The organism is Rufibacter glacialis (genome assembly GCF_008271745.1).
GTDB classification, from domain to species: Bacteria; Bacteroidota; Bacteroidia; order Cytophagales; family Hymenobacteraceae; genus Nibribacter; species Nibribacter glacialis.
In genome coordinates, this window is record NZ_VKKZ01000020.1 from 282,965 (window position 1) to 300,591 (window position 17,627).

16 protein-coding genes and 1 tRNA gene are annotated in these 17,627 nt (G+C 51.3%); 10 read left to right on the plus strand and 7 right to left on the minus strand.

Translation table 11 applies throughout. The annotated features are described in order from the left end of the window. Window positions 1-109: 109 nt before the first annotated feature. Window positions 110-183 (plus strand) — tRNA-Asp (locus FOE74_RS09400). 457 nt (window positions 184-640) lie between these two features. Here FOE74_RS09400 and FOE74_RS09405 read toward each other — a convergent pair. Then, window positions 641-1,072, minus strand: coding sequence for a hypothetical protein (locus tag FOE74_RS09405; RefSeq protein ID WP_149098348.1), 432 nt, complete (start codon window positions 1,070-1,072; stop codon window positions 641-643). A gap of 1,398 nt (window positions 1,073-2,470) precedes the next feature. Further along, entirely contained in the window at window positions 2,471-4,144 is a 1,674-nt protein-coding gene (locus FOE74_RS09410; protein ID WP_149098349.1) for a L,D-transpeptidase family protein, read from the minus strand. Window positions 4,145-4,423: 279 nt separating this feature from the next. On the opposite strand from FOE74_RS09410, the gene FOE74_RS09415 reads away from it, so the two are divergent. Further along, a complete protein-coding gene (locus tag FOE74_RS09415; RefSeq protein ID WP_149098350.1) occupies window positions 4,424-6,220 on the plus strand; it encodes a M1 family metallopeptidase in 1,797 nt (598 codons plus the stop codon). A 72-nt stretch (window positions 6,221-6,292) separates the two neighbouring features. Here the strand turns inward: FOE74_RS09415 and FOE74_RS09420 are convergent, their stop codons facing one another. Further along, window positions 6,293-6,787 (minus strand): YciE/YciF ferroxidase family protein, encoded by a 495-nt coding sequence (locus FOE74_RS09420; protein ID WP_149098351.1) that lies wholly within the window; start codon window positions 6,785-6,787, stop codon window positions 6,293-6,295. A gap of 330 nt (window positions 6,788-7,117) precedes the next feature. Between FOE74_RS09420 and FOE74_RS09425 the strand changes: the two genes are divergently transcribed. After that, a complete protein-coding gene (locus FOE74_RS09425) occupies window positions 7,118-8,002 on the plus strand; it encodes a cyanophycinase (RefSeq protein ID WP_149098352.1) in 885 nt (294 codons plus the stop codon). Window positions 8,003-8,285: 283 nt separating this feature from the next. On the opposite strand, the gene FOE74_RS09430 is transcribed toward FOE74_RS09425, so the two are convergent. Then, the gene (locus FOE74_RS09430) at window positions 8,286-9,227 is read right to left on the minus strand and encodes an isoaspartyl peptidase/L-asparaginase family protein (protein ID WP_149098353.1); all 942 of its coding nucleotides are present in this window, start codon (window positions 9,225-9,227) and stop codon (window positions 8,286-8,288) included. A 186-nt stretch (window positions 9,228-9,413) separates the two neighbouring features. Here FOE74_RS09430 and FOE74_RS09435 point away from each other — a divergent pair, with 186 nt between their 5' ends. The 3 genes from FOE74_RS09435 (at window position 9,414) to FOE74_RS09445 (ending at window position 11,461) form a co-directional block, all read left to right on the plus strand. Continuing rightward, window positions 9,414-9,800 carry a DUF3127 domain-containing protein gene (locus FOE74_RS09435; protein WP_149098354.1) on the plus strand — a complete coding sequence of 129 codons (387 nt, stop codon included), beginning with the start codon at window positions 9,414-9,416 and terminating at the stop codon, window positions 9,798-9,800. A 143-nt stretch (window positions 9,801-9,943) separates the two neighbouring features. Next, window positions 9,944-10,801, plus strand: a complete 858-nt coding sequence (locus FOE74_RS09440; RefSeq protein ID WP_149098355.1) for an SDR family oxidoreductase — start codon at window positions 9,944-9,946, stop codon at window positions 10,799-10,801. Window positions 10,802-10,837: 36 nt separating this feature from the next. After that, a complete protein-coding gene (locus FOE74_RS09445) occupies window positions 10,838-11,461 on the plus strand; it encodes an AlbA family DNA-binding domain-containing protein (RefSeq protein WP_149098356.1) in 624 nt (207 codons plus the stop codon). Window positions 11,462-11,468: 7 nt separating this feature from the next. Here FOE74_RS09445 and FOE74_RS09450 read toward each other — a convergent pair whose 3' ends face one another. Genes FOE74_RS09450 through FOE74_RS09460 form a run of 3 tightly spaced genes read right to left on the minus strand, consistent with a single transcriptional unit; the run spans window position 11,469 to window position 13,439 of the window. Next, the gene (locus tag FOE74_RS09450; RefSeq protein WP_149098357.1) at window positions 11,469-11,654 is read right to left on the minus strand and encodes a hypothetical protein; all 186 of its coding nucleotides are present in this window, start codon (window positions 11,652-11,654) and stop codon (window positions 11,469-11,471) included. Window positions 11,655-11,698: 44 nt separating this feature from the next. Then, window positions 11,699-12,475, minus strand: coding sequence for an ABC transporter permease (locus tag FOE74_RS09455; RefSeq protein ID WP_149098358.1), 777 nt, complete (start codon window positions 12,473-12,475; stop codon window positions 11,699-11,701). Window positions 12,476-12,479: 4 nt separating this feature from the next. Next, window positions 12,480-13,439, minus strand: coding sequence for an ABC transporter ATP-binding protein (locus FOE74_RS09460; RefSeq protein WP_149098359.1), 960 nt, complete (start codon window positions 13,437-13,439; stop codon window positions 12,480-12,482). A gap of 204 nt (window positions 13,440-13,643) precedes the next feature. Here FOE74_RS09460 and FOE74_RS09465 point away from each other — a divergent pair, with 204 nt between their 5' ends. From FOE74_RS09465 to FOE74_RS09480, 4 genes are all read left to right on the plus strand, one after another. Next, a complete protein-coding gene (locus FOE74_RS09465; RefSeq protein ID WP_149098360.1) occupies window positions 13,644-14,696 on the plus strand; it encodes a sensor histidine kinase in 1,053 nt (350 codons plus the stop codon). Between the two features lie 17 nt (window positions 14,697-14,713). Further along, window positions 14,714-15,442: a LytR/AlgR family response regulator transcription factor gene (locus FOE74_RS09470; RefSeq protein WP_149098361.1), complete on the plus strand. Its 729-nt coding sequence runs from the start codon at window positions 14,714-14,716 to the stop codon at window positions 15,440-15,442. 286 nt (window positions 15,443-15,728) lie between these two features. Continuing rightward, a complete protein-coding gene (dapA, locus tag FOE74_RS09475; RefSeq protein ID WP_149098362.1) occupies window positions 15,729-16,607 on the plus strand; it encodes a 4-hydroxy-tetrahydrodipicolinate synthase in 879 nt (292 codons plus the stop codon). A gap of 31 nt (window positions 16,608-16,638) precedes the next feature. Further along, window positions 16,639-17,598, plus strand: coding sequence for an alpha/beta hydrolase (locus tag FOE74_RS09480; RefSeq protein ID WP_149098363.1), 960 nt, complete (start codon window positions 16,639-16,641; stop codon window positions 17,596-17,598). The last annotated feature ends 29 nt before the right edge of the window (window positions 17,599-17,627 follow it).

Here is a 17,627-nt window from a genome sequence, read left to right on the forward strand (position 1 = left end):
CTGCATCTGACATTTTTTTTCACGATCCTGAAGATTTCTATTGCACCGTAAAATTTAATCCTACATATTTGCAGCATCAAACGGGGACAATAGGTCTCCGGAGGAAGTTGGTCCGGTAGTTCAGTTGGTTAGAATGCCGCCCTGTCACGGCGGAGGTCGCGGGTTCGAGTCCCGTCCGGACCGCAGTAAGGAAAAGCCCTTTCGCTCTCAAGCGGACGGGCTTTTTTGTTTTCTCCCTCTTCTGTTCACCTAGGAGACCTTTCATTTATTAGCTACTTAATCATCTATGGACCTCCCTTTCTTAAAAGATGAATGATCTCGCTAATCACCGCCTCTTTGACCTACATCCAACGGGAAGGCTTTCTCAGTAGGCATTGAAGCTTCTTAGCCTAGCCAATTACTTAAGAAGCAAATACCCACTATTTAATCCCTGTTGAATAAGGAAAGGGTTGCTTCTCATGGTACACCCTACTGTCTTAGCACCGCAAATTGTTTTTCCAGGCAAGGCTGATCTACTCCTTATATTATATAAGGAGTAGATCAGCCTTTTTTGCTCTTTTTTAATTACCTAGTACCGGGTAATTATCTGGACTGACAACTACCTAAAAGACCAAGGGGTAATTGGCCGCACCATCATCCCTCATCCTGGGGAAGGCGAATAACTATCAAAGCTTCCGTCTGAATACAGGAGCATCACAGTTACTAAGGTTTTCTTCGGCTCTTTGCCAAGTTCAGGGTTTTCATCAGCCGCATCACTTAGATTGGCCTTGCCTTCTGCCCCCGCCTCATTTTTACCAGATTGTATAGAAATTTGGTTCCCTTGTCTTTTGGCTGAAGCTAGTGGGCGAGAACTGTTGTCTATGAGCATCTCTCCTTCGCCAGTAATCAACCAGCCCGGAGATACCTCCGGAAACCGCTGAATAATTTTCTGCACCACCTCCAAGCTAGCCTTGTTGCGGGCAGAAAGAATATGGCTCATCACCGGCCTTGCTACGCTGATCTCGTCCGCGAAGGCAGTTGGGCCTAAATCAGCCCAATGGATCAAATCAGTAATCCTTGTTAATAGATCCATATCAGAAGTAAATTAGAAATAAACACAAAAATAAATTTTTCAAATATTGGCACCAAATGTAAATAAATAATTTAATTAACATTTGTTGTATGAATTAAAAATATAACAATTGTGAATAAATTGTTTAGTTTACATTTATTTATTCAGAAACAATTGATAACTTTCTTTTACCTTCAATTGGTCTCTTCACTCTTCCATAAGGGTCTAATTTATTCTAGCACATTTAATCTATTCTATGGCCAATAGGCAAATCACTGGCTATCAATATAATCATATCTAAAAACAGCCATACATTCTTAGAACAATTGTAAACTAGGCCATTATTTACAATTGTAATTTCATTCCCTATATTTGTCTATCCTATAGAGATAACATGGGATTGCCTCCTTTTCTGCTGGTGAAAGGAAAGTTTAAATGGGACCGGCATAAAACACCACCCTTGCCATCCTTAGTAAGAATCACAAGAGAGGCCATTTTTGGTGTAGGAAAATTAGAAGCTGAAACAAAAGCGCACCATTTTAAGAATTTCACTTCTATAGGATTCGTGTCGTGTCGAAAGGAAGAATGATCAAGCAATTAAAAACCAGCATGAGACTCTAAGGCCCCAATTTATATTTGTCTGAATCTCTTCTTCTTGTCTGAATCTCTTCTTCCCTGATTATGGTAATGCAGATGTTTATGGTAATGCAGAAGAACCAGAACGCTATTCTGTAGGAAGTAGGACTATGGCTTAATCGTTTTTAGTCTGCCATAAACTTTCTTATTGAGCTGCGGCTGTCAAGGAAATTTGGAACCACGAAGAGTTCCCCTTTTCTGGACAACTTCAACTGCCAGTAAGGACGGTCTTTTACTTGAATTTATTTCTTATTCACTCAGTGGGGTTGGGAGGTTTTGAATAATTGAGTTAAAAAAAGAGGTTTAGTTTTCCTTTTGCATTTCAACGGGAAGAAAACAGGCAGAAACGAATGATCGAGTTGATAGAAGTTTCTTCCTTGCCTCCACTAAATAAGGGATTCACTTAAGAGTTAATCTACAAATTTGGTGACGGAGATAGAAGACTACTTAGTAGAATGAACAAATGATAGGAGCTTAGTGGCCACCCTCAGCACCTGCAGGACCCTAGACTGTGTTTGTCCATCCTTTACCTAGCAAAGTTTTATTTCGGGCCTAATACAGCCCTTCCATCTAATTTTACTTGCTTCATTAACCCTCTAAGCAGGCAGCTGCCATTGTTAGCCCACTGCCTCTGAGAACAGGCAGAAACAGTTTTAAAACTAGCTCTATATTCCACCTCCTCTTTCCTGCATTCACTACCATACGACCTAAAAGCAGAAGCCCCCTATGCTTAGAAATCTAAGCATAGGGGGCTTGCCAAAAGAGGAACAAAAAGGTGCTTGTTTATCTAAAATAGGCCATTTCTAAATCACGGTCATGGTTGTAGATATCATCCCGGAAATGAACGGCCCCGTTCTTATCTACCCAGGCGGTGAAGTACACAATATACACCGGTACCTTAGCCGATAGGTTGACGTACTTTTCCTGGCCTCCGTGCATGGCCGCATTGATAGCCGATGGTGTCCATTGCTTCTGGTCCTTCAGAAGGTACTGGGTCAACTCAAACGGCTTCTCAATCCTGATACAGCCGTGGCTGAAGCCCCGCTCTGTTTGGTTGAACAAATGGTCAGAAGGGGTGTCATGCAGGTACACGTTGTGTTCATTGGGGAAAATGAACTTCACAAACCCAAGTGGGTTCTTGCTTCCTGGCCGTTGCCGCACCCTGTATTTGAATTTTTCGTCTACAGAATGCCAATCCACTGAAGAAGGAGACATTACCTCTACTTTGTTGTTGCCAATGTCTTTCACCAATTCCATGTCATTGGAGGCAAGGTAGTTGGGGTTGCGGGCCTGGGCCGGGGCGATTTCCTCCGCCAGAATCTGAGCCGTTACGTTCCAATAAGGATAGAACACAATGTACTCCATCTTGTCACTGAAAACCGGGGTAGCGTGCATTTCTTTCCCCACCACCACTTTCATGTTCATGACCTCATTCCCCTTCTCATACACATGCAGCATGTACTCCGGGATGTTGATGAACACGTATTTGTCTTCAAATTTTTTGGGTACCCAGCGCCAACGCTCCATGTTGATGATGATCTGGTCAATTCTTTGCTCAATGGGTACGTTCATGACCCGCAGGGTTTCACCCCCCACTACGCCATCTGGCTTTAAGCCGTGCCGAACCTGGAAGGCTTTTACGGCCGAGGCCAGAGCGTCATCATAGACCAGGCTTTGCGGGGCATTGGCCGCCGGTGCACCCAGCATGCGGTGCCGCAGGGTAACCACTGCCTGAGCAGAATCTCCGGGTTTCAGCATTTTAGTAGCCAACTCCACCTTGGGCCACCCGCCTTTCTGCTTGGCCTCGCGGTATTGTTTCAGGGCCTGGCGCAACCGGATATAATCAGGGTGCAAGGCCTCAAACTCATAGTACGGATAGCGGCTCTCCCGCTCTTTCAGAATGGTTTGCAGGGCTTTGTGCAGCTTGATCTTGTTTTTCTTCACCTCCCACTCAATGCTCTCAATGCTACGGGGGTCAACCGTTCCGCGGTAGAAATCATTGGCGTACTTGAAATAGGAGGCGGTGAGGGTCACATCAAGCTCCTCCTGCAGTTTATGGCGCACTGAATCATCCTTGGCCTGCTCCAGGGTCTGGATCATCTGCTTCAGGTTCCGGCGGTCATAGTCCTGCGGGTTTAAGCCTTCTTCATGGGCTTTGTTTAGGACCTCCATAAATTTGAATGCCTGGGGCACCAGTTCCCCGTTCTTAAACCAGGCAAAGCGGTACTGCCGCTCGCGGTAGAACAGTTTCATGAGGTCCAGGTGCTTTTTGAAATCTGGGTCCTGTTTTGTAAATGTGACTACGTATACACTGTCTGTCTGCTGGGGAAATTCTTTGGCATTCGCCAGCGCCACCTTTTTTTGCTGCTTGTCACCTGACTTGGCGCAAGCCGAAACCAGCACCAAGAGAACCAAGCTTAGCAGAAAAAGAGGAAAAATAGGTTTATTTAACTTCATAAGGGTTGTTCCTGAATTTGAGGTGTGGTACTTATACTTAATCCGGGGTAAAAAGTTAAATCCTTCTAAGCCCCTAAAATTGGAGAAATCATATATGGTGACTTCTGCGATCAAAGTCCGGGTTTAAATCATTCAAAGTCTCAAATAGTATGCCGATAGAGGGAGAAGAGCAGAACAATTATCCAGATAAAAGGTTTTTTTCTTCTCCATTTTTACTAATCAACGCTGGTCACTTAGCTCCAACTCTGCTTTATTAAACAAACCCAACCTGTAACTAAAATGGATTATAGCCACAATTCCCCTGCCTCTTACCCTAAAGACCCGCACAGTTTCGCTGATCCTGCGGTGGCCCGCATCACCCACGTTGACTGGACCCTGGAGGTCGATTTTCAGCTGAAGAAGATAAGGGGCCAAGGCACCTACTTCGTTCATCACCAGGGGGCTCCTGAACTGGTCCTGGACTGCCATCACCTCCTGATCAAGAGTATCAGACTAGACGATTCAGAATCTGAAGTGCCCGTTACCTTAACCCCAGAGAAACCTTTCCTGGGTCAGGGCCTGCTGATTCCTTTAGTGCCCAACACCCAAAAAGTGCACCTCGCCTTTGAAACCACGGCGGCCGCAGCGGCCTTGCAGTGGCTGGAGCCTTCGCAAACGGCGGGCAAGAAAGAGCCATTCCTGTTCACCCAGTCCCAGGCGATCTTGGCCCGCACCTGGCTGCCCTGCCAGGACAGCCCCAGCATTCGGTTTACCTACACCGCCCAGGTGAAGGTGCCCCCGCATCTGTTGCCGCTCATGAGCGCCACCAATCCCCAGGAGAAAAATGCCAGCGGCACCTATTTCTTTAAGATGGAGGAGCCTATTCCCTCTTACCTGCTGTCTCTGGCCGTTGGCGACCTGGCCTTTTCGCCCGTGGGCGAGCGCTGCGGGGTGTATGCCGAGCCTGCCACCCTGGCGGCGGCCGCTGATGAGTTTGCTGATACCGAGAAGATGCTGCTGGCGGCGGAGAGCCTGTATGGTCCTTACCAATGGGGCCGGTATGATCTGCTGGTGCTTCCGCCTAGTTTTCCGTTTGGCGGCATGGAAAACCCTAAACTCACCTTCGCCACCCCCACCATCATTGCTGGCGACCGGTCATTGACCAGCCTGGTGGCCCATGAGCTGGCGCATTCCTGGTCGGGGAACCTGGTCACCAATGCCACCTGGAATGACTTCTGGCTCAACGAGGGCTTCACCGTCTATTTTGAGCGCCGCATTATGGAAGCCTTGTATGGCCGGGATTATGCGGAGATGCTACATACCCTGGGGTACCAGGACCTGTTGCACACCCTGGACGAACTGAAGCACGCCCCTCAGGACACCTGCCTTGAATTGAACCTGGGGAACCGCGATCCCGACGAAGGACTCACTGAAATCGCCTATGAGAAAGGCAACCTGTTTCTGCGCCAGATAGAAAAATTAGTGGGCCGCGATGAGTTTGACGCCTTTGTAAACCTGTATTTCAGCACCTTCCAATTCACCTCCATGGACACGGCTTCTTTTGAGCGGTTTCTGGAAAAAGAGCTTTTAAACGGGAAGGAGGACCTGAAACAGAAGCTGCAACCCGCCACCTGGATCCATACCCCTGGCATCCCGGCTGGCACGCCGGCCCCAGAGTCCATCCTTTTCAAGAAAGTGAGCCAGGAACTGCACCGGTGGCAACAAGGTACCCAAGCGGCGGAACTCTCTTCCCAAGGCTGGAGCACCCATGAATGGTTATTTTTCCTGAGCAATTTAGCCAAGACTTTAAAGACCCAGCAACTGGCGGAGCTGGACAGCACCTTTCATTTCACATCCTCCGGCAACGCAGAGATCCAGGCAGAATGGTTCAAACATGCCATTCGCCACCACTACCGCCCTGCTTTTGCCGCCCTGGAGGAGTTTCTGGTGCGGGTAGGCCGCCGGAAGTTCCTGTTACCGCTCTACAAAGCTTTGCTGCAAACCCCGGAAGGCACCGCCATAGCCAAGGATATCTACCAGAAAGCCCGCCCCAATTACCATGCGGTGTCCACTAACTCTTTAGATGCTCTTTTGTAATAATAAGGACTTAAACGCAGTACAGCCCGCCTGAAGAATCGGGCGGGCTGTACTGCGTTTTCTAAGGAAGGATCAATGGTTCTCCGCTCTCCGGTTCACGGCGGTTTCCGCGATCATGGTCAGCTTCTCATCGGTCATTTTCTCCTCGTTCAGGATCTCTTTCAAGTGGTTCAGCACATCTGTGTGCCCCAGGAATTTGGCATAGGTACAAGCGGTGCCGTAACCGGCGATTTCATAATGCTCTACCCGCTGGGCGCAGGCAATGATGCCGGCATCCATCACTTCAGGGTCGGCGTCATGTTGCATGAAGGCTTTGGCTTCTTTCAAGATACCTTCCATGGCCATGCATTTCTCGCCGTCGCCGCTGATGCCCAACACCTGAAAGCATTGCTCCAGCCGTTGAATCTGCTGCTGGGTTTCCCGCATGTGGGTTTCCAGGGCGTTGGCCAGCTCTGGGCTAGAAACCATCTCCATCATTTCCGGCATCGCCTTCATCAACTGCTGCTCGGCGTTATATAGGTCCTTCATTTGGTGGAGGAACAGGTCATTCAAGGATGTTAATTTCATAGCTATCTAATTTGGTTAAAAATGCTTTGGGTAAACCTGTTTTCTAAAGGCAAGGCCTTGGGAACTGGCTTATACAATTAACCTTACCGGCGAGGAGGTATCCAGCTGAAGTGAAGCTGGGAGACCCTTATTTCTGACAAATGACCTCTCTTTCCTTATCGCTTTCCTAAACAGGTAGGGTTTACCTTCTATACGGTGCCTTACCCGGGTAGTTTAAATGAATCCAGAAGAATCTGGACTATTTTGGTGAACTGGCAACGGAGTGGGCAGCATCACCTGTAAGCCCGTATAAACTCCTACTTTTGCAGAACAGGATAATTTTACGCATACATGACCAAATTTGAGCAGGCTCCCAAAGGCATTCTCATCGCCGTGGGCGGAAACGAAGACAAAGGCACCTACCCTCGCGCAAAAAAGCAGTTCCACCTGAATTTCTTTGAGTTAGGCATCCTGAAAAGGATCATTGACGAGATGGGCGGTCCTGAGGCCCGGGTGGAAGTGATCACCACCGCCTCTATGATTCCCGAAGAGTTGGGTGCGCTCTATCTCCACGCGTTCCAGGTTCTGGGATGCAAACAGGTCAAGGTTTTAGACATAAGGGAGGAAGCCGATGCCTTGAAACCAGAAAAACTGGAGCGGTTGCGGCAGGCCTCGGGGGTCATGTTCACGGGGGGCGACCAGTCCCGCCTGTTCCAGATCTTCTCCGGCACCGCTTTTCACCAGATCCTGCTGGACCGCTACCGCCATGAGGAAGGTTTTGTCATTGCCGGCACCAGCGCCGGGGCCATGGCCATGTCAGACATCATGATCCAGGGGGGCAGCAGCAGCCGGTCTTTGCTGAAAGGGTCTGTGAAGCTGGACCGGGGCCTGGCTTTCCAGGAAAATGTGATCTTTGACTCGCATTTTGTAAAAAGAGGCCGTTTTGGCCGCTTGATGGAAGCCGTGGCCACGCACCCCTTCAAGATTGGCATTGGCTTAGGCGAAGACACCGGTGTTCTGATCAGCCAGGGCCACCTGATTGAGACCATCGGCTCAAACCTGGTTATTGTGGTAGACGGCCACCACATCCAACACAGCAACGCCTCCTACGCCGCCCCGGGCACCCCGCTTTCCATTGAGAACCTGCGGGTGCACGTGTTGGCCTTCGGAAATTTCTATGATATAAGAGAGCGGAAATTTTACGTGGGTCAGAAGGTTCACCAACCAGAGGAATAGATTAGCTTGGTTTGCGGCTTCCTTCTCAAAATCAAGCCCAAAACCGGATGTCTTGGAAAATAGCCTATCCTAAAACCTAAAGGCATTGATTGCCTGCAAAAAGTTTAATTCATCCCCCACCGATACCTCCGTTTAGGTCCTCTTTTATGATTTTAATAGCCAACGGAAGGAGTGGTTCAACAAGCCTTCATTAGCGCCCAAAAGATACTGGCTGCAAGAAAATTTGCATCAAAGGCATTCCCTCTTTTAGACCTAAATGGCTGATGCGTTGGCTTGGGAAAGTTTACTCCTGGTAGATGGCTACTTCCGGCTCCTTCCCTGCTACCCAAGCCCCACGGTACATGCCCTCTGAGTTGAACGGCAAAGCGATTTCCCCGGTAGCGCTCACCGCCACTAAACCGCCTTCTCCCCCATGCTCCTTCAGTTTTTTATGCACCACCAGCGCAGAAGCATTTGCCAAAGACAGCCCTTTGTACTCCATGAGGCACGAGATGTCATAGGCCACCACGTAGCGCATGAAGAATTCGCCGTGGCCGGTGCAGGAAACGGCGCAGGTACGGTTATTGGCATAGGTACCAGCCCCAATAATGGGGGAATCCCCAATCCGGTTGAAGTTCTTGTTCGTCATGCCGCCCGTGGAGGTAGCGGCCGCCAGGTTGCCGTGCACGTCCAGGGCTACCGCGCCCACGGTGCCAAACTTCTTCTCCCTCGTTTCTGAGTGGTCCAGCATGTAGGTATCAGAATCCCGCAGGGCCAGCCATTGGTCATGGCGCTGCTGGGTAAAGAAGTAGGCATCGGGCTCAAAGGCGATGCCGTGGTTGCGGGCAAATTCCTCGGCCCCGTGCTGGCACAGGAACACGTGGTCTGAGTGGTGCAGCACCTGGTTGGCCAGTTGAATGGGGTTGCGAACGTTCCTGACCCCGGTCACGGCACCCGCCGCCAGGGTTTTCCCGCACATGATGGCGGCATCCATCTCATGCTTCCCCTGCTTGTTGAACACCGAGCCCCGCCCGGCATTAAAGAGGGGACAGTCTTCCAGAACCACCACCGTGGCTTCCACGGCCTGCAGGGCGTCTCCTCCCTGTTTCAATATCTGGTAGCCGGTGTGCAGCGCCTGCTCCAGGGCCTGACGGTATTGATGGTCTTGTTCAAGGGTGAGGGAGGCTCTGGTAATGGTGCCGGCCCCGCCGTGCAAGGCCAGGGCAAAGGGGTGTTGTTTGTCCATAGTGGTGGTTTTGCGGCCGAATGAGGAAGGGGGAAGCCAGCCGCCACATCGGCTTGGGCCGTACTGTGGCTTGCTACAGAAGCGGATAGACCGTTGATAAATTTAAGTCCATCTGCGGGAATCTTCACCTCCTATTCTTTGTATATTTGTAGAGTTTACTTTACTAATCTAATAAAATTATCACCTATGTCTTTTGATGTACAGGGAAGATTGCACGAAATCTTTGACGAAACCCAAGTGAGCGAAAAATTCCGGAAACGCGAATTCGTTCTGGAGATCCCCGACGGCTCTTATACGCAGTATGCCAAGTTTCAGCTTACCCAAGACAAGTGCGGTATTCTTGACAACTATAAAACAGGCGATGAAGTAAAAGTGGCGTTCAACCTGAGCGGGAAACCCTTCACCAAGAACGGCACCACCATGTACTTCACCAACCTGCAGGCTTGGAGAGTAGAGCACGCCAGCAACGCGGGCTCCCAGCCACAGGCGTCAGGAAACCCCTATGCCCAGCAGCCGGTAAAATCCAGCTCGTCTTTCATCAGCGATGACATGGACAATGACCTTCCTTTCTAAGGAAACCTTTTCTTAGCAATCATAGAATGCGGCCTCTCTGGGGCCGCATTTTTTATGGCCCCACTTAAAACCGGAGGGAAGACAGCGAAAAGTGCAAGTTTTCCGTAGTGCCCTTATCCGGTCACCCTGGAGTAGAAGCGCACATGACACCTAACACTGAAGAAGACAAGACCATCCTGATCACCGGCGCCAGTTCGGGCATAGGCAAAGCCACCGCTGAGGCCCTGGCCCGGCATGGGCACCAACTAATTTTGGTATGCCGCAACCAGCAAAGAGGCCAGCAGGCCCTAACCGAGATCCAGCAGAAGAACCCGCAGGCGCGGCTCCACCTTTTCCTGGCTGATTTATCCTCGCTGCAGGAGGTGCGCCGGCTGGCCGAGGAACTGCAACCGGCGTTTCCGGTCATTGACGTCCTGATCAACAACGCGGGCCTTATTCCGGGCTATTTTGAAACCACCCCAGACGGCTTTGAGGTAGCCTGGGCCACGAACCACCTGGCGCCTTTCCTGCTCACCAACCTGTTAATGGACCAATTGCTGGCCTCTGAACAAGGCCGGGTCATCAATGTCAGCTCAGAAGCCCATCGCCTGGGCCAGATAGATTTTGAGCATGCCGGCAAACCCCAGAAATACAGCGCCATCACGGCGTACGCCGATTCCAAGCTGGCCAACATCCATTTCACTTATGAACTGGCCCGTCGAACTGAGTTCACGAACCTGACGGTCAACTGCCTGCACCCAGGCATCATTGCCTCGGGGTTTGGGAGAAACAGCAATTTCTTTATCCGCCACTTCTTCCGTTTAAGCCGCTTTTTCATGAAATCGCCCGCAAAAGGCGCCCAGACCTCTGTATACTTGGCCACCTCGCCGTACGTTAAGTTGGTAAGCGGAAAATACTTCAAGAATAGCCAGCAGGTAAAATCTGCCGCAGATTCTTATAATTTCCATATTGCGCGCCGGCTATGGGACATCAGCGCCGAGCAGACCGGATTTAACGCCTAGTTTTCAGGAAACACCCTTAAATCAGCCCGCTTTTTTATGCAGGAAATGTACTTGTTGATCCTTCAGGGGGAAAGCGAGGTTCTGGAATTCAAAAAGACCATCACCCATCCCGCCCGTATTGCCCGCACCCTGGTTTCGTTTGCCAATACCCGCGGCGGGCAGATTCTGGTGGGCGTGCAGGATGATGGCAGTATCTGTGGCGTAGACCCTGAGGAGGAGAAATACTCCTTAGACCTGGCCATCCACTCTTTCTGTGACCCGCCGGTGCAGGTGATCTACCAAGAGGTGGAAATGGACGAGGGGACCGTCCTGAAAGTGATTATCCCGGAAAGCGCTGCTAAACCCCACCTGGCCAAGGTCAAGGAAGACGACTGGCGCAGTTACATCCGGGTGAAAGACGAAAGCGTGCAGACAAGCAAACTGGTGGAGAAGTCCCTCACCCTGGAACCCGCCACCGAGACCCTGGAAGAAAAAGTAGACCACCAGCAGCAGCGCATTCTGGAGCTTCTGAAAAAATACCGCAAACTCACCCTTAAAGATTTCACGCAAATGGCCAATCTGTCAAAGCAACGGGCCAAGCGGTTGTTGGTCTACATGGTGCTGCAAGGCCAGGTTCGCCTGCACGACAAGGAAAAGGAGCCGTTCTATACCTTGAGCTAACATCTACTCAGGGCCACCGGAACAGAAAAGCAGCTGGTGTGGCCTCCTCTACTTCTTTTGCCGCCGCCTGATAGGAAATAGTTTTTTCTATCTTTTCCTGATGCTGCTCCAGGGCCATTTGGCCTTCAACATCAAAAAATGCTGTGGCCCAGCCTATTGCCCCACCTATCCCCAACATAAATAAGAATTTCATAACAGCGTGTTAGTAACCTGTTTTTAGAAAAATAAGCCATAAACCTACTGGATCTGCCTTCGGCAGGAATCCCACAACCCCAACGCAAACAAGCCAAGGCTGCCTACCAGGCTGTACCACATCTGCGGCACAAAAAATTCGGTAGTGCGGGCGCTAAACGCCGCCGAAGCGAAATAGGTCCAACTGTACGGGTAATAGCCAATATGCTCCCACCGGGACCCGATGAGGAAGGCCATGGTGAACAGGATACCCAAGCCAATGCTGAGGGCAATGCTCTTACACCTGAAACAGAGGCAGAACTGAAGCGTGAAAACGAAGAGAGAGGCCACCAGAATCCGGAAGATTGCCAGCGTGATTTCCTGCTCATGATGGTACTTCTGAAAGCCCAGTTCCGGCCGAAGCAAACCCAGAAAGTATCCGCCCACCAACAGACCAACCCAGAAGGTGACAAAACTCAAGACCACCAACCCCAACACCAGCAGGTACTTGTTCAGAAACACCGACCATTTTGGAACGGGCTGTGTGTACAGCTGCTTCCAACCGCCTGATTGATGCTCAGTGCCGTTCACCAAAGCGGTCAGCAAGGCCAGAAACAAGGGCAACAATAATTGGGAAGTGGCCAAAAAGTTATTGGTGGCCCAGAAGAACCAAGGGTCAGAACCAGGCTTAAGCAGCAGGTGTCCTTTGAAAAAGAAAACCAGAAATGTCATGCTCACAATGGAAAGCGGCGCCAGCAAAGACAGCCACAAGGCCCAGGTGTGTTTCAGTTTCAATGCTTCCGCAGAAACCCCGCGGCCAAGATAGGTAGTAATGGTGCTCATAGGATTAGGCTGGAAGAATGGAAAAGGAAAGAGAGTTGACAGGCTCAGCAACCTGGGGCTCGGTTAAGGAAAGGAAAACCTCTTCCAGGCTTTGGGCGGCATAAGACAAACCAGACACAGAAACCCCACCCAGCACCAGCAATTGATTCAGATGGGCCGCCTCCTCTTTTTCCTGCACCGCTACGCGAAGCCGTTGTTTCTTGCTGGAGATAATCTGGTACCCGTTGGCAAGCAGAAGCTCCCTGGCCAGTAGCAGGTTATCTACTTCCACCTCCAGCGTGGAGGCTGAAAGCGCGGTCTGCTGCAATTGCTCTACCCTCCCCTGAAACCGGAGCAGCCCTTTATCCAGAATGCCCACGTGGGTCACGGTTTTCTCTATTTCGCTGAGCAAATGACTGGAGAGGAAGATCGTTTTCCCGTGTTCCTGGTTCAGCTCCTTTAGAAGCTCCCGCATTTCCCTGATGCCGCTGGGGTCAAGGCCGTTGGTGGGTTCATCCAAGATCAAAAGCTCCGGGTCAGAGAGCAGCGCGAGCGCAATGCCTAACCGCTGGCACATGCCCAGGGAATAGTGCTTCACCGGCCGGTGGGCGTCTTGCTGAAGCCGCACAATCTCCAATACTTGGTTTATCCGCTTCTTCTCCAGACCCAGCATCCTTCTTGCTACTTCCAGGTTGTCTTTCCCGGAAAGATGGCGGTACAGGCTGGGGGTCTCAATCATTGCCCCCACCCGTTGCAAAATGGGCACCCGGTGCCTGACAAACGCCTGCCCGAAAAGCTCAACGGTTCCGGCGGCTGGTTTCAGCAAGCCCAGCAACAACCGGATGGTGGTGGTTTTGCCGGCCCCGTTTGGTCCCAGAAACCCATAGATGCTGCCTTTCGGGACCTCCAGGTTCAACCCCTGCAGGATTTGCAGGGAACCATAGTGGTAGGTGAGCTGATGGGTAGAAATGAGAGGTGCGGTCATGGTGTTGTGCTTAGGTTGTATCAAATGAAATGCTTCCTGGGCCGACCTGCAACTAAACTATATCAACCCCTCCTTCCTCTGGACCAACTCCTGCTTTGTCCCCCTGAACCTGTTCGTCGATGGTATGGACCGCTTGGTCTAGTTCCTGCCGCTTCTCTACTGAAAGCTCCCTGGTTTCAGTAGTTTTGGGTTCGTTTCAGAAAAATGATGAAAAAACTACTGTCGGTTCTGCTACACGTCCTCCTGTGGCTGGCGCTCCTTTCCTTCTCCCTATGGGTCCATTTCAACCTAGACCAAAAACAGGTCCCCTGGACCTGGGTAGCTTTGGATGTGGCGCAGACCTTCGCTTTCCATCTGGCCTTGTTCTATTTCAATTGGTTTGTGCTTTTACCCCGCCTGCTGGCCAAAGGCAACGTAGCCGCCTACGCCTTGGCCGTGGTGACTACCTTAGTAGTTTTTGCCGCCGTTAGAAGCCCTATAGAGATCTTCCAGAATAAGAAACAGGCTAGCAGAGACCCTAAATTCGCGGAGCAGCTTACGAGACACCCAGGGCAATTGGACTATAAAAACGTGATGATTCCGTTGCTGGTCATGGGCATCATGAACGTGTTCCTGAGTTCCGCCCTGAAAGTTACCGGAGATTACCTGCGCACCGAACGCCGCCGCAAGGAACTGGAACTTCAGCAGGCCACCACCGAGTTAGAATTACTCAAGGCGCAGGTAAATCCCCACTTTTTATTCAACACGTTAAACAACTTATATTCATTGGCTTACCAGGGATCTCCCTCTACCGCTGACGCCATTATGAAGCTCTCCCTTCTGCTACGGTACCAGCTCTATGAAACCGATGCCCAGTTGGTACCGCTGGCGCGCGAAGTGGAACACCTGCACCATTTACTGGACCTGCACCGGCTGCGGCTCACCAATCCCTCCTTACTGGGTTTACAGGTGAAGGGAGAAACAGGTCAGGTTTCTGTTCCGCCTATGTTGCTGATGCCGCTGGTGGAGAACATGTTCAAGCATGGCCTTACCTCGGCGCCCATGCAGGTGCAGGTAACCGTAGAGAACGGCACCCTTACCTTCACCACCCACAACCGCCTCAAAACCGGCACTAATCCTGAAAGAACGTTTGGCGGCATTGGTTTGCAGAACCTGAAGCGACGGTTGGAGCTCCTCTACCCCAACGCCCATTCTTTCTCCACCCAGCAACAAGACCAGGAATTTACCGCTACCCTCACCTTGACCAGGCTGTCTTAAACCCCTACCTTCACCAGATGCAACTGACCTGCCTCGCCATTGATGATGAACCCCTCGCGCTGGACCTCATGCGCTCCTACATCAGCAAGATCCCGTTCCTGAAGCTGGTGCAGACCTGCTCCAGCGCCCTGGAAGCCCTGCCCCTTCTGCAGCAGCAACCCATTGACCTGCTGTTCCTGGACATTGAGATGCCCGAGATCACCGGCGTTCAGTTTGCCCAATCCCTCTCGCATAGGCCCGCCATCATTTTCACCACCGCCTATCCGCAGTACGCGCTGGATGGCTTCACTTTAGACGCCGTAGATTACCTGCTCAAGCCCATCCCCTTTGACCGGTTCTTCAAGGCCGTGAACAAAGTCTATGAGCGAACCCAACGGCAGCCAGTCTTACCGGCCTCTTTCTTGCCCCCCACCACCCCACCGGACAACGAGGATTTCATTTTTGTAAAAGCCGATTATAAAACTCTGAGGGTAAACCTGAGAGACATCCTCTTCATTGAAGGCCTCAAGGATTACGTGATCATCCACACGCTTACCCGTAAGATCATCACGCTGTTATCTATGAACAAGATCATGGAGAAACTGCCGGAGCAAGAGTTCACCCGCGTGCATAAATCGTATATTGTGGCATTGTCGCACATTGAAAGCATTGAGAAGGGCCGCATTAAAATCAAGGATCAGGAGGTCCCCATTGGCGACAGCTACCGGGACCATTTCATGCGGGGGGTGGAGAGTAAGAATATTTAGTTCTGAGTCTTGAGTTCTGAGTCTTGTGTCCTGAGTCTGGGGTCTTGAGACCATCATTAAGAGTAGACTATGCCAAGGCGGGTCAATTTTCTAAAGAGGCGACTTAAAGGAGCTCTGCTTATTTCCATCGTGTGTCTGTTACGTTGAGGAATCTTAGAGGTAGTTTTTCTAAAACCAGGGCTGTACCAGACTTTAATAATTAAAAAAACAAGCGTTCGTACGGTAAACCAACATTAGGGGGAAACCTGTATCTTTGGCGCAGCAAAAATTCATCAAACGTACAGACATGCAAGCATTAAGAGGAACAGGTGTGGCCTTGGTAACTCCTTTCAAAGCCGACCTTTCCGTTGACCTGGAAGCCTTTGGCCGGTTAATAGATTTTAATATAGACAATGGCATTGATTACCTGGTAGTGAACGGAACCACAGGTGAGTCGGTGACCACTTCCCCAGAGGAAAGAGCCCAACTGCTGGCCTTCGCGAAAGAACGGGTGGCGGGTCGCAAGCCCCTGGTGTACGGCCTAGGCAGCAATGACACCCAGTACGTACTGGAGCAGATAAAGCAACTGGACTTCACCGGCGTAGATGCCCTGCTCTCGGTTTGCCCCTATTATAATAAACCTTCGCAGGAAGGGGTGTTCCTGCATTACACCGCCATTGCCGATGCCTCTCCGGTTCCGGTTATCCTGTACAACGTGCCCGGTCGCACGGGCATCAACATGACTGTCGCCACTACCCTGCGGCTTGCCCAGCACCCTAACATCATCGGGACCAAAGATGCTTGTGGCAACATGGAACAATACATGCAACTGCTGGAGGAGAGGCCGGAAGGGTTCCTGATCATCAGCGGTGATGACATGCATACGGTTCCAGTGATCGCCGTGGGTGGCGACGGCATCATTTCGGTGTTGGCCAATGCCTTCCCGGAGCGCTTCAGCCGGATGACCCGTCTGGCTTTGGACGGGAACTTCAAGGAAGCGGGTGCTTTGCAACGCTCCTTCGGTAGAATCAACCCGCTCATGTATGAGGAAGCCAACCCGGTGGGCGTGAAACTGGCCCTTCAACTGGCCGGCATCTGTGACCCGTACGTGCGCCTTCCGCTGGCTCCTGCTTCCCAGAGTCTGGTACAACGTATTCAGGAAGCTGCGGCTCCCCTGTTCCAATAATTGCTTTTTTAGGCTCCTTTTCAGAAAACAGATGAAAAAAAGACTGCTTACCTGGGCGCTTTCCAGCCTGCTGCTAGGGCCCTTGGCCTCCGCCCAAACCATGGCCCCGGCCCCTGGTTCTCCCTTAGAGCTGATTTCTGAAAAGGCCCCCTTAAAAGGCACGCTGCTCCTGCCCGTCAGTCAAAAACCGGTGCCGGTGGTGTTGCTGATTTCCGGTTCTGGCCCCACAGACCGGGATGGCAACAACCCGGCCATGAAAAACAACAGCCTGAAAATGGTGGCCGAGGCCCTGCAAGCCCAGGGAATCGCTTCCGTCAGGTATGACAAGCGCGGCATTGCCGAAAGCACGGCCGCGGCCGTCTCTGAGTTTGACCTTCGGTTTGACCACTACGTGCAGGATGCCGCTGCATGGGTGCAGAAACTAAAAGAGGACAAACGATTCAGCAAGGTGGTGGTTTTGGGCCACAGCGAAGGTTCCCTCATTGGGATGATGGCTGCCCGCCAGGCCAAGGCTGATGGCTTCATTTCAGTGGCCGGTGTTGGCCAAACGGCCGACCAAGTCATCCGGGAACAACTGCAGGCGCAGCCCCAGCAGGTAAAAGACGCGGCCTTCCCTATCCTGGACCAACTGGCCCAAGGCAAGGCGGTGACCGAGGTGAATCCCATGTTGGCCGCCTTGTTCAGACCCAGTGTGCAGCCCTACCTCATCTCCTGGTTTAAACAAGACCCTCAAGCCGAGCTTCGGAAACTCACTGTTCCAGTTCTGCTGGTGCAAGGCACCCAGGATCTACAGGTAAGTCGGCAGGAAGTCCAGTTACTAGCCGCTGCCTCGCCCAAGAGCAAACTGGTGGAGATAGAGAACATGAACCACGTGCTCAAAGAAACCACCCCTGACCGTACCGCAAACTTCAGTACCTATGCCAACCCCACGCTTCCCTTGGCACCCCCATTAATGCCGGCAGTAGTGGCCTTCGTGAAGTCAATAAAGTAGATTATTTAATAGCAGAATCCTGTTTTGGG